Source organism: Microbacterium testaceum (assembly GCF_006539145.1).
GTDB classification, from domain to species: domain Bacteria; phylum Actinomycetota; class Actinomycetes; order Actinomycetales; family Microbacteriaceae; genus Microbacterium; species Microbacterium testaceum.
Genome location: NZ_BJML01000008.1, coordinates 179,266 through 191,292, shown reverse-complemented (window position 1 = coordinate 191,292; position 12,027 = coordinate 179,266). Strand labels below are relative to the sequence as shown.

At 65.8% G+C, this 12,027-nt stretch carries 13 protein-coding genes; 9 read left to right on the top strand and 4 right to left on the bottom strand.

What is annotated here, in order from left to right:
• From MTE01_RS17240 to MTE01_RS12895, 4 genes are all read left to right on the top strand, one after another.
• Window positions 1-188, top strand: a 188-nt coding sequence (locus tag MTE01_RS17240) for a hypothetical protein (protein WP_218026364.1), incomplete at its 5' end; no start/stop codon positions are given.
• Between the two features lie 153 nt (window positions 189-341).
• Window positions 342-542 (top strand): recombinase family protein, encoded by a 201-nt coding sequence (locus tag MTE01_RS17510; protein WP_141377921.1) that lies wholly within the window; start codon window positions 342-344, stop codon window positions 540-542.
• 8 nt (window positions 543-550) lie between these two features.
• Window positions 551-931 carry a serine integrase family protein gene (locus MTE01_RS12900; protein WP_218026363.1) on the top strand — a complete coding sequence of 127 codons (381 nt, stop codon included), beginning with the start codon at window positions 551-553 and terminating at the stop codon, window positions 929-931.
• 222 nt (window positions 932-1,153) lie between these two features.
• Window positions 1,154-1,648, top strand: a complete 495-nt coding sequence (locus MTE01_RS12895) for a hypothetical protein (protein ID WP_141377918.1) — start codon at window positions 1,154-1,156, stop codon at window positions 1,646-1,648.
• Window positions 1,649-1,780: 132 nt separating this feature from the next.
• Here MTE01_RS12895 and MTE01_RS12890 read toward each other — a convergent pair whose 3' ends face one another.
• From MTE01_RS12890 to MTE01_RS12875, 4 genes are all read right to left on the bottom strand, one after another.
• Window positions 1,781-2,116, bottom strand: coding sequence for a hypothetical protein (locus MTE01_RS12890; RefSeq protein ID WP_141377916.1), 336 nt, complete (start codon window positions 2,114-2,116; stop codon window positions 1,781-1,783).
• 647 nt (window positions 2,117-2,763) lie between these two features.
• Entirely contained in the window at window positions 2,764-3,699 is a 936-nt protein-coding gene (locus MTE01_RS12885) for a hypothetical protein (protein ID WP_141377914.1), read from the bottom strand.
• 450 nt (window positions 3,700-4,149) lie between these two features.
• A complete protein-coding gene (locus MTE01_RS12880; protein WP_141377912.1) occupies window positions 4,150-4,569 on the bottom strand; it encodes a hypothetical protein in 420 nt (139 codons plus the stop codon).
• Window positions 4,570-4,716: 147 nt separating this feature from the next.
• Window positions 4,717-5,412: a DUF1345 domain-containing protein gene (locus MTE01_RS12875; protein WP_141377910.1), complete on the bottom strand. Its 696-nt coding sequence runs from the start codon at window positions 5,410-5,412 to the stop codon at window positions 4,717-4,719.
• Window positions 5,413-5,662: 250 nt separating this feature from the next.
• Between MTE01_RS12875 and aceE the strand changes: the two genes are divergently transcribed.
• The 5 genes from aceE (at window position 5,663) to MTE01_RS12850 (ending at window position 12,007) form a co-directional block, all read left to right on the top strand.
• Entirely contained in the window at window positions 5,663-8,389 is a 2,727-nt protein-coding gene (gene aceE / locus MTE01_RS12870; protein WP_141377908.1) for a pyruvate dehydrogenase (acetyl-transferring), homodimeric type, read from the top strand.
• Window positions 8,390-8,399: 10 nt separating this feature from the next.
• The gene (locus MTE01_RS12865; protein WP_371861626.1) at window positions 8,400-9,686 is read left to right on the top strand and encodes a PucR family transcriptional regulator; all 1,287 of its coding nucleotides are present in this window, start codon (window positions 8,400-8,402) and stop codon (window positions 9,684-9,686) included.
• 82 nt (window positions 9,687-9,768) lie between these two features.
• Window positions 9,769-10,689 (top strand): ACP S-malonyltransferase, encoded by a 921-nt coding sequence (locus MTE01_RS12860; RefSeq protein WP_116239801.1) that lies wholly within the window; start codon window positions 9,769-9,771, stop codon window positions 10,687-10,689.
• Window positions 10,686-11,690, top strand: coding sequence for a beta-ketoacyl-ACP synthase III (locus MTE01_RS12855; protein WP_141377904.1), 1,005 nt, complete (start codon window positions 10,686-10,688; stop codon window positions 11,688-11,690). Before MTE01_RS12860 ends, MTE01_RS12855 begins: the two co-directional genes overlap by 4 nt.
• 68 nt (window positions 11,691-11,758) lie before the next feature.
• Window positions 11,759-12,007, top strand: a complete 249-nt coding sequence (locus MTE01_RS12850; RefSeq protein WP_022880558.1) for an acyl carrier protein — start codon at window positions 11,759-11,761, stop codon at window positions 12,005-12,007.
• The last annotated feature ends 20 nt before the right edge of the window (window positions 12,008-12,027 follow it).

Genomic DNA, 12,027 nt, shown 5'->3' with positions numbered 1-12,027 from the left:
GGGGAGCCGCTCCCGCCGACGCCGAAGCCGAACATGACGTATCGGCTCGTCGACCCGACGAAGCACTGACCATGGCTGCGTTCACGGTCAACTGCCCGAACTGCCACCGCAAGCTTGGGCCCTTCGGGGCCTACCGCCCCGGATTGATCCGTTGCGGTCACTGCGGCAAGCCGTTCAACCTCCGCTGATCTAGGTCAGCTTCACCCGTTCCCAACACCCACGAGGCCCGGTCCGTCCTGCGCGGTCCGGGCCTCTTGGCGTCCGGTCAAGAAAACTCGTTCGGCACTAGGTCGAGGTTGACCATCCCTCGAAGGGGCCGTTGCATTCGCAGAATGTGACTCATGGCAACCGTTGCAATCTACGCCCGTCAGTCGGTAGACGGTACTACCGGCATCGATAACCAGCTCGCGCGGTGCACCGCTTTGGCGGCATCATGCGGGTGGACTGTGGTGGACGAGTTCACAGACAACGCCGTCTCGGCGTTCAAGTCTCGGGGGCGGGGACTGCGTGGGCCAGCCTGTTGGCATCCCCCGCTGACGTGAACGTATCGGTGAACCTGGACCGGCTCCTGCGGGGTCAGGTCGGCCTCTTGTCCATCATCGGAGCGGGCAAGACAGTTGCAACGGTGGAAGATGACCTTGACCTGACGCCGGATCACGGTGGCTTCCGCGCCGAACTCCTGACCTCTCTCGCGACGTTCGAGACGAACCGCAAGCGCGAGAGGCAGACGCGCTCGAATGAGTCTCGCGCTGCTCGCGGCCTTCCGGTGCCCGGAAAGCGCCGGTTCGGATTCGAGTCGGGCAACATCGTTGAGCGTCCCGAAGAAGCCGGCGTGATCCGCGCCGCTCACCGCGACCTGCTCGCGGGTCACAGCGTTCGCAGTATCGCGCGTGAGTGGAACCAGCGCCCGTGCGCGTACGCGCCCTGCTGAACAATCCGTCTTACGCCGGTTGGGTTCAGTGTCGGGTCCAACTTTCGAGGCTGCTCCCGAGGTTGCACGCATCATCGACCGTGAGACGTGACAAAAGGCACGGGACCTTCTCTCGGACGAGACGCGCCGACTCAGCCCAGGGCCGGGGCGTAAGCATCTTTTGTCGGGCATCGCGCGATGCGAGTGCGGCGAAAAGATGCACTCGGCCTCTAGGTACTACCAGTGCAGCACAAGCGAGCCACCCTCGACTATCATCGCGAAATCCTGGACGACTACGTGAAGGCCCGCCTGGCGATCATCCTTACGGAAGATGCCGGGACGCCCTTTGTTGGCGAGGTCGGGCTTCTCGTTACACGGCTCCGTGAGCTTAAAGACGGGAGAAGCCGCTGGACGGGCGTAGCGGCCCTCCCTGGCGCGGATATGGCACAGTTTGGGTGCGAATTTGCACGAATCTCCGCAGGGGCGAAGAGCGCCGCACAGGAGCTAGGAACGACCCGTGTCGCCGGTCATCACGCCGCTCTCATTGATGATGTGACAGCCGCAATTCAGGAGACGCTGGCCCGAGGCAAAGAAGCGGACGGAATGCTCGACCTCGACCTAGGTGAGTTCGTCCACGCATTCGACGCCCTCGACATTGACCTCAGGCGCGCACTGTTTGAGAGCAAACTCACCGTGATGGTGGCGCACGGTGGCGAGGTGACCGCGAAGGCCCGATAGCCGATGTTGACCCGAACAATGCAAGAAACCCCAGGTCAGACCCCCGTGGCGGGGTGACTGGGGTTTCCGCTTTGGTGGATACGTCGATAACTACACAGCGCGCGTAGGATTCCTCGCTCCTGCCTACAGAATTTAAATGAAGTCGTCTGCTGCCAGGCCGTACATCTCAGCGTTCTCGATGAAAGTCATGCCCAGGTGAGAACCCACCTTCACGTCAGCGGGAGACGAACTCAGCTCGAGAGCGCAGCGATAATCTTCTTGACCATCGACCGTGATGCTCTCAGTTGCCTGCCCATTACGGCGGATGCCAAGGATCTTCGTGTCCATCGAGACGGAGTCCCGACCGGGCGGAGTGACGCCCACCGCGTCTCCTACAGACAAAGAACCGTCTAAGACCGTTACGCCGTACCAGACGCGGTTGCCTTTGCCCGTGAACAGCACATCGACCGTTGCCTCAAAATTCCTCATGTTGCCCCCTTATGGTGATTCTACCTACAACGCATCATTGCGCATCGTGGCGAGCATCGCTTCCGCCTCATCGCACCTCACCTGTAGCTCAGCCTGGTAGAGGCGGTGAGTCGCAAGGAGGGTCGCCGAGGCCTCCTGCATCTGTGCGGGGGTCATCGGTCGATCACCGCCATTGCTGCCGCTGTCATGGTGTCCGTAGTATTCGCGGTCTTGCCGTGGCGCTCTATGAGGCCGTCAGCAATCCACTCGTCATTCTCACGGCCTAGGGCCTTGGCGCCGGCAGGGCGGGCGTCACCGTCCACTTCGCACGCCTCACGTAGCTCAGCGGCCTTGTGCTCTTCACTGTCGATCAGGACAGCCGCCACGATGGGCCAGTGAGGCGAGCTGGGACGCTTGCCCGAGTTAGTGAGGACAGCGGAGTTGCCCACTGATTGCAATGAGAAGCCAACCTACGGTGCTCCACCCTGTAGCGGGGACCATCTTCCGTGCGTCGGAGGTTGATGATCCCCGCCACTTCGCGTTTGCGGTCGACGAAGTCCCAGCGAGTCGGCACCGACTCGCGCGCGAGAAGAATGGGATGTCACCGCGGGGCGTAGTCGGGCATCTGAGCAGTATCGAATAAATGTTCGATTGCTGCAAGCGCCGACCTACTGACGCTTGGCGAGCACGGTCACGAGGTCGAGCAGTTGGGCCGCGCCCACGCTGTCCTCCGCGCCCTCAATACCTTTCTCCGGGGGTGCGCTCAGCACTCGGCGCGCGAACGCACGGTAGACCTCACCGCGTTCCGCCTCAGGAACCGGCGCGATGAAGGCAGGGAACGACTTGAGCTGCACTTCGAGGCTCTTGGCCCAGTTGTACACGCGACGGTGTTGCCCCGCCTGACGCGCGAAGTACGCAGCAAGAGTACCCACCGCAGCGACGGTAGCAATCCGATACGTGAGGTGGGGCCAATCCCCGGAATCGATTGGACCGAACGCCACTGCTGCAACCAGCGCTCCGACGACCCCCGCGATAGCAAGCGCCCGAAAGATTTCCGCAGCCTTCCGCTCTGCCTTAGCGTACTCATCGAAGTGGGTGGAGAGAGATGAGCTTCCAGTAACACCCGCGGACTCTTGGGCCTTCTCGGCCGCCGAGGCGGCCACCTCAGCCGACTCCAAAGTTCGCTTAAGTGCGGCCTCCTGCCTCGTAATCGAGTACTGATCTAGAAGCATCTGGGCGGACCGCGAGATCTCTACTGCGTCTTCACGCAGCTTGGCGAGATCGCGAACAGTCTCCACCGTGTCGGCACTGCCTCGAATGACTTTCCGTATGCGTCTGGAGGCAAGACTGACCCACCCCAATATCTCGATGTCGTCCGCTGCGGTGAGCGCACTCCGCAAGTCATCGAGGGCCTCGCCGAGTACATTGGCAACGGTCAGTTCAGTCATGGCGGTTCGCTCACGACCGTAGAACTCGGCGCTCTCATAAAGATCATCTAACGATCGCATGAGTTTGAGCAGTCTCAGCACGAGGTCTGACACTTCGGCATCTAGCGCCGATTTGCTCATGGCGTCAATGAATGTGTCTAGCCGCTGGTTGTACATGTGCCCCCTAGTGGAACCGACTCTAGATCAATCGAGTTGACACAAGAGAGTGTCTGGTCCGAGGCCTTCTCGTTGAGGCCGTTGGGATCGTGGTGAAGGTTGCCCCACCACCTCGGAACGTTCAGGTTCAACTCCAGGGAAGCCTCGCGTGTGCCGTAAATATCAATCGCCGGCTGATCGTGAATCTCACCCTCGAAGGTCTGCTCATTCCCGTCAGGGCCAATCTCCGCGTTTCGGTAAGTGAGAACGTGCAAGACGTTGCGGGTGTCGAACTGTGTCGTCACGTCCGTGTACTCCAGGTGACCGGGCGCGCGGGTGTCGCTGAAGGTTGCCCGTATCGCGGATGCTGGCGGGTACTCGCGGAAGCGGGTTGCGTCATAACGGTCCACCCACACGGCTGCGCAGACACTCGCGCAAGTACGCGTGTAGTGATTGAGCAAGCTCGATTCCCTAGACCGTCGGGGCAAGGCTGTAGGGACTCTCATTCGTGAACTCTGTGACGGTGACGCGGGAGAAACCGACCGCGGCGAGAAGTCCCGGCCCGCCCCACGAAGAACCCTCTGCATAGACGCGGAGCGTGTGCGTGTCAGCGGTCGCCATGAAGATGAACTCCGGCAGATCGATGCTTGCACCAGGGACCGTGGTAGAGCCCCAGTCCGAGGAGCCGAGACCCACACCCCCGAGCTTGTAACGAGCAACCTCCGTGCCACCTGCGAGGGCTGTCGCTGTGACGCTGATGGCATGCTCCTCTCCCACCTGTAGAACCGTGAAGACACGCTGAACACCGACGGTGGACGCTGTCACGGAGCCGGTCCCCGTGTTTGCAATCGCGAAAAGAAGACCAGCAGGGGCGGGCACCAGGGAGTACACCGACCCCCGGCTTCCCCCCCCCAAGATGAAAGAGGCGTGATTTCAGACAACGCGTGCAACGTCTGAAACGCGTGAAATCAACGATCTCCACGGATCGGGCTCTTTACACCGTGGATGTCGTCGGTTCGATCCCGGCAGGGCCCACCTCTAGTTCAGGATGTTCACGCTGCGCGAGATCACGAGCGCGAGCAGGATGAAACCCGACACCGCCTGAACCATCATGAACAGCTTCGCTCGCGTGCTGAGCGGCATGACGTCGGTGGGGCTGAACGCCATGGCGTTGGATGCCGAGAAGTAGAGGTAGTCGATGTACCCGGGCGCCCAGTCCTCGGTCTCGGAGGAACGGCGGGCCACCTCGCTCACGGCGTCGCGGTCGGAGTCCTGAGGAAACTGGAAGTCGGCAGGCGGAAGGGCGTCGCGCGGGTCGCGGCGGCGCGCGATGGGCCCTCCGCGGTCCATCTCCCAGTAGACGACGGCATAGCCGATGACATTGATCGCCCATACCTGTGCCGCCCCGAGCAGGGTGCCGGCCCCGCTTCCTTCCCCGCGCAGCAGTTGCTGGATGAGCAGGAAGAACGCGACCTGGTTCGCCACGAGCAGCACTGCGGTGAACGCGAGCGCGAAGCCGCGGCCGACCGCCGACTCGCGCGACAGTCGGGAGGGGTTCGTCACGACCATGGGGATCGCACACAGCACACCCGCGATGACCACGACGCAGCGCAGCACGCCCGACGCCTCGTTCGGAAGCACCGCGTACAGTCCGGTGCCGACGGCCAGGGCGATCAAGACCGGCCAGCGGTGCTCCGGCCGGGTGCGGAAACCCTCGCGTTCGTGCGTGCTCACGCGCTCAGGCTAGACCTGCGCATGGGCGTTCTCCGTTCGCACGCGGTATCCCCGGTGGTCCTGACGGGGCTGAGCTCGCTTCGACGTCGAACTGTCTGTGCGATTGAGGCGAGCCGTCGCGGGCGGGGCGCATCCGATGTCGCCGCGACTCGCTAGGCTGGACGCTGGTTGATTGTGCGGAGCAGACAAGGGTTGCCGCACTCGTATGGCGATTCTCTGGCATGACCTGCCAGACGACGAAAGGTCTTCCGTGACTGTTCACGACCAGGATCCGTATTCGCAGGGGCCGCAGGACAGCGACCCGGAAGAGACCGGGGAGTGGCAGGAATCCCTGCGACAGCTGGTCCAGGCGAAGGGTCCGGCTCGCGCTCGCGAGATCATGTTGAGCCTTCTGAAGGGCTCCAAGGAACTCCACCTGAATGTGCCGATGGTTCCGACCACCGACTACATCAACACCATCTCGCAGAAGAACGAGCCCGAGTTCCCCGGTGACGAGGAGCTCGAGCGGCGCTACCGCAAGTGGATCCGCTGGAACGCCGCGGTCACCGTGCACCGCGCCCAGCGCCCCGGCATCGGTGTCGGCGGCCACATCTCGACCTACGCGTCGTCGGCAGCGCTCTACGAAGTGGGCTTCAACCACTTCTTCCGCGGCCTCGACGACCCGTCGGGCGGCGACCAGATCTTCATCCAGGGCCACGCCTCCCCCGGTGCCTACGCCCGGGCGTACCTCGAGGGTCGTCTGACCGAGGCGCAGCTCGACGGCTTCCGTCAGGAGAAGTCGCAGGCGCCCAACGGCATCCCGTCGTACCCGCACCCGCGCCTCATGCCGGAGTTCTGGCAGTTCCCGACCGTGTCGATGGGCCTCGGCCCGATCAACGCGATCTACCAGGCGATGTCGAACAAGTACCTGTCGAACCGCGGCATCAAAGACGTGGGTGACTCGCACGTCTGGGCGTACCTCGGCGACGGCGAGATGGACGAGGTCGAGAGCCGCGGTCAGCTGCAGGTCGCAGCCAACGAGGGCCTCGACAACCTGACCTTCATCGTCAACTGCAACCTGCAGCGCCTCGACGGCCCGGTCCGCGGCAACGGCAAGATCATCCAGGAGCTCGAGAGCTTCTTCCGCGGTGCCGGCTGGAACGTCATCAAGGTCGTCTGGGGCCGCGAGTGGGACGAGCTCCTCGCCCGTGACACCGAGGGCGCGCTGCTCAACCTCATGAACAGCACCCCCGACGGCGACTATCAGACCTACAAGGCCGAGAACGGCGCCTACGTGCGCGAGAACTTCTTCGGTCGCGACCCCCGCGCTCTCGAGCTCGTCAAGGACTACACCGATGAGCAGGTCTGGGGCCTCAAGCGCGGTGGCCACGACTACCGCAAGGTGTTTGCCGCATTCAAGGCGGCCAAGGAGCACAAGGGCCAGCCCACCGTCATCCTGGCGAAGACCATCAAGGGTTACGGCCTCGGCCCGCACTTCGAGGGCCGCAACGCGACCCACCAGATGAAGAAGCTGACGCTCGACGATCTCAAGGCGTTCCGCGACGCGATGGACATCCCCGTCACCGACGCGCAGCTCGACGAGAACCCGTACCAGCCGCCGTACTACAACCCCGGTGAGCAGGACGAGACGATCAAGTACATGCTCGAGCGTCGCCGTTCACTCGGCGGCTTCCTGCCCGAGCGTCGCACCACCCATGTCGGTCTCGAACTGCCGGGGGATGCCGCGTACGCGCTGCCCAAGAAGGGCTCGGGCACGCAGGAGATCGCCACGACCATGGCGTTCGTGCGTCTGCTGAAGGATCTGCTGCGGGTCAAGGACTTCGGTCACCGCATCGTGCCGATCATCCCCGACGAGGCGCGCACGTTCGGTATGGACGCGTATTTCCCGACGGCGAAGATCTACAACCCCAAGGGCCAGCACTACACCTCGGTCGACCGCGAGCTGCTGCTGGCGTACAAGGAGAGCCCGCAGGGCCAGATCGTGCACGTCGGCATCAACGAGGCGGGCGCTCTCGCGGCGTTCACCGCCGCGGGCACGGCGTACTCGACCCACGGCGAGCCGCTCATCCCGGTGTACGTCTTCTACTCGATGTTCGGTTTCCAGCGCACGGGCGACGCCCAGTGGGCGGCGGGCGACCAGATGGCTCGCGGCTTCATCATCGGCGCCACGGCCGGTCGCACCACCCTGACCGGTGAGGGCCTGCAGCACGCTGACGGTCACTCGCAGCTGCTCGCGTCGACCAACCCGGCCACGGTGTCGTACGACCCGGCGTACGGCTACGAGATCTCGCACATCGTGCGCTCGGGTATCGAGCGGATGTACGGCGGGAACCACCCCGATCCCAACGTCATGTACTACATGACGGTCTACAACGAGCCCTACGTGCAGCCCGCCGAGCCCGACGGGGTCGACGTCGACGGCATCGTCCGCGGCATCCACCACATCTCCTCGGGCGAGGGCGACGGCCCCCGTGCCCAGCTGCTCGCCTCGGGCGTCGGTGTGCCGTGGGCTTTCGAGGCCCAGCGTCTGCTGAAGGACGATTGGGGCGTGGTCGCCGACGTGTGGTCGGTCACCTCATGGAGCGAACTGCGCCGCGACGGCCTGGCCGCCGACGAGCACAACTTCCTGCACCCCGAGGAAGAGGCTCGCGTGCCGTACCTCACCGACAAGCTGAAGGAAGCCCAGGGCCCGGTCATCGCGGTCAGCGACTGGATGCACGCGGTCCAGGACCAGATCCGTCAGTGGGTCCCGCAGAACTACTGGACCCTCGGGGCCGACGGCTTCGGCTTCTCGGACACCCGTGCCGCCGCACGTCGCTTCTTCAAGATCGATGGTCCCTCGATGGTCGTCCGCACCCTGCAGGCGCTGGCCGAAGAGGGCAAGGTCGACCGCGCGGTCGTCGGACAGGCGATCGAGAAGTACCGTCTCCACGACGTCAACGCCGGAACGACCGGCAATGCGGGCGGCGAGGCCTGATCACGTGACGATCACCACCGACGGGTCCGGTTCCGCCTCCACGGGCGGGGCCGGACCCGACCGGTCTGCGGGCTCGGTCGCCGCCGCCGCGCAGGAGAAGGCCGACACCCTCACCTGGCTCCGGCGTATCTCGGGCGACCTCGCCACGGCGACCATCCAGCGCCTCGAAGAGACCCTGCCCTGGTACGCCGAGATGCCCCCCGCGCGGCGGTCGGCCGTCGGGCTCGTCGCCCAGGCGGGGATCACCTCGTTCCTGCAGTGGTTCGAGGAGCCGGCATCCACTCCCGCCATCGCGTCCGACATCTTCGCCGCCGCTCCCCGTGAACTGCTGCGGAGCGTCAGCCTCACCCAGACGCTGCAGCTCGTTCGCGTGACCGTCGAGGTCATGGAGGAGCGCGTAGCCGGGCGCAGCGAGAAGGTGCGCGAGGCGATGCTGTCGTACTCGCGCGAGGTCGCTTTCGCCGCGGCAGACGTCTACGCACGTGCCGCCGAGGCGCGGGGGCTCTGGGATGCGCGCCTCGAAGCCCTCGTGGTCGACTCGATCCTCACCGGCGAGGCCGACGACGAACTCCCCAGCCGTATCGCCGCGCTCGGCTGGCACGGCCACGGAGAGGTCGCCGTCCTCGTGGGCACGACTCCCCCGCAGCTCGACGTCGATCAGGTGCGACGTACCGCGCGCAAGCTCGGTGTCGACGTGCTGATCGGTGTGCAGGGGTCTCGTCTCGTGCTGGTGGTCGGCCGCGCCGACCTCCCCGCCCGCGCGGGCGAAGAGAACGCCGAGCTGCCGTTCCCCGAGATCGCGAAGCGCCTCGAGCCGGGCTTCGGCGCGGGTCACCTCGTCTTGGGCCCCGCCGTGCCCGCCCTGGTCGACGCCGGTCAGAGTGCCCGCGCGGCCCTCGCCGGGTTTGCCGTGGCCCGTGCGTGGCGCCACGCCCCGCGCCCTGTCGAGGCCGACGATCTGTTGCCCGAGCGCGCCCTCGCCGGCGACGCCGTGGCCAAGCAGACGTTGGTCGACCGGGTCTACCAGCCGTTGCAGGCGCACAGCGCCGATCTCGTCGCGACGCTGTGGAGCTACCTCGACAACGGCCGCTCTCTCGAAGCGACGGCCCGCGAGCTCTACGTGCATCCCAATACGGTTCGTTACCGTCTCAAGCGCGTGTCGGAAGTCATCGGATGGGATGCCACGGGGCCGCGCGAAGCGCTCATCCTGCAGACCGCGCTGATCCTCGGATCGATCGGAACGGACGCCACACGTCGACGTGGTCCGGTGGGTCGTCGGTCGTCGTTCGTGCGCTGATGCACGGCGCGCACAAAGACACGCCGTATTTCTGTGTCGATATCTCCAGAAGCACGTGCCCGATCCTTGACAGGATGGAAGAGTGATCATCGCCGTCTTCCCCGGACAGGGTTCTCAGACCCCCGGGTTTCTCTCGCCGTGGCTCGAGCTCGACGGGGCGCGTGAGCGTCTCGCCGCCTACTCCGAGCAGGCGGGCGTCGACCTCATCGCTGCCGGCACCGAGTGGGACGCCGACCGCATCCGCGATACGAGCGTGGCGCAGCCGCTGATCGTGGCGGCAAGCCTGCTCTCTTGGGGTGCTCTCGGTGACCGCTCCAGCTCGTCGGTCAGCGGTGTCGCGGGGCACTCCGTCGGCGAGATCGCCGCGCTGGCGGCATCCGGTGTGCTCTCCGACGATGACGCGCTGCGTCTGGTCGGACTCCGCGGCCGCGCGATGGCCGAGGCCGCCGCCGCGGTCGAGACCGGCATGAGCGCCGTCGTGGGCGGGGACGAGCAGGCGGTGCTCGAGCGGCTCGACGCTCTGGGCCTCACCCCCGCCAACTACAACGGCGGCGGTCAGATCGTGGCGGCCGGTGAACTCCCGGCATTGGCGGAACTCGCCTCCGAGGCGCCGCGCGGTGCGCGTGTCATCCCGCTGCAGGTCGCGGGAGCGTTCCACACCCGTTTCATGGAGCCCGCCGTCGAGACCCTCCGCGCCGCCGCCGCCGACGTCGCGGTCTCCGAGCCGAGCACGACGCTGTGGACGAACTCCGACGGCTCCGTCGTCTCCGACGGGCGCCGCGCCCTCGACCTCGTCGTCGCCCAGGTAGCGTCCCCCGTGCGGTGGGACCGCTGCATGGCCTCATTCGCTGAGCACGGCGTGACCGGCATCATCGAGATGTCCCCCGCCGGCGCCCTCACCGGACTCGCCAAGCGCGCCCTCCGCGGCACCCCGACCGTCGCGGTCAAGACCCCCGACGACCTCGACGCGGCCGTCTCCCTGCTGAAAGAAGACCAGGCATGAGCACTCCCATCCTCCGCCAGCTGCAGGGGCCCGCGCACACGCGCATCTACTCGTACGGAGCCGCCCGCGGCGAGAACTTCGTGCCGAACGACGACCTCGTCGGCCCGATCGACTCGAGCGACGAGTGGATCCGCCAGCGCACCGGGATCGTCACGCGTGTTCGCGCGAACAAAGAGACGGATGCCATCGACCTGGCCACGACGGCCGCGCGCGAGGCGGTCCAGAAGTCTGGCGTGGCGCCCGAAGACATCGACGCCGTGATCGTGGCGACCATCAGCAACCCCAAGCAGACTCCGTCCGCGTCGGCCATCGTGGCCGACCGGATCGGTGCGAACCCCGCCGCCGCCTACGACCTCAATGCCGCGTGCGCGGGCTTCGCCTACGGAGTCGGTCAGGCCGACGCGCTCGTGCGGGCCGGTCTCGCGAAGCACGTCGTCGTGGTCGGCGCCGAGAAGCTCAGCGACGTCGTCGATCCCACCGATCGCAGCATCTCGTTCCTGCTCGGCGACGGCGCGGGCGCCGTGGTCGTGGGCCCGAGCGACACCCCCGGTATCGGCCCCACCATCTGGGGCTCGGACGGCTCGAAGGCGGATGCCGTGGGCATGAACGCCACCCTGACCGACTTCCGCGACGGCGTCGCGGCCTGGCCGACCCTGCGCCAAGAGGGTCCCACGGTCTTCCGCTGGGCCGTCTGGGAGATGGTGAAGGTCGCGCGCCAGGCCATCGAGGCCGCGGGTATCGAGCCCGCCGACCTCGCCGCGTTCGTGCCGCACCAGGCGAACATGCGCATCATCGACGAGTTCGCGAAGCAGCTCGGGCTGCCCGAGACCGTCGTCATCGGTCGCGACATCGAGACCACGGGCAACACGTCCGCGGCATCCATCCCCCTCGCCACCCACCGCCTGCTCGAGGAACACCCCGAGCTCAGCGGCGGCCTCGCGCTGCAGATCGGCTTCGGAGCCGGACTGGTGTTCGGCGCGCAGGTCGTCGTGCTGCCCTGACGCAGCGCCGTCGAACTCTAGACTGATCGGGGCCCGACAGGCCCCGCCCCCAAGAAACAGGAGACATCATGGCATTCACCAACGACGAGGTTCTCGCCGGCCTTGCCGAGCTCATCACCGACGAGACGGGCATTTCGGCCGACGAGGTCGCGCTCGAGAAGTCCTTCACCGACGACCTCGACATCGACTCCATCTCGATGATGACGATCGTGGTCAACGCCGAAGAGAAGTTCGGTGTCACCATTCCCGACGACGAGGTCAAGAACCTCAAGACCGTCGGCGACGCCGTGACTTTCATCACGTCGAACCAGTCCTGACACCTCCCGGTGGGGGCTCC

Excerpts from the sequence above, each read along its gene's own strand:
- MTE01_RS12855 (WP_141377904.1), top strand. The coding sequence starts at position 10,686 with ATGAGCACTCCCATCCTCCGCCAGCTGCAGGGGCCCGCGCACACGCGC.
- MTE01_RS12850 (WP_022880558.1), top strand. The coding sequence starts at position 11,759 with ATGGCATTCACCAACGACGAGGTTCTCGCCGGCCTTGCCGAGCTCATC.
- MTE01_RS12885 (WP_141377914.1), bottom strand. The coding sequence starts at position 3,699 with ATGTACAACCAGCGGCTAGACACATTCATTGACGCCATGAGCAAATCG.
- MTE01_RS17510 (WP_141377921.1), top strand. The coding sequence starts at position 342 with ATGGCAACCGTTGCAATCTACGCCCGTCAGTCGGTAGACGGTACTACC.
- MTE01_RS12890 (WP_141377916.1), bottom strand. The coding sequence starts at position 2,116 with ATGAGGAATTTTGAGGCAACGGTCGATGTGCTGTTCACGGGCAAAGGC.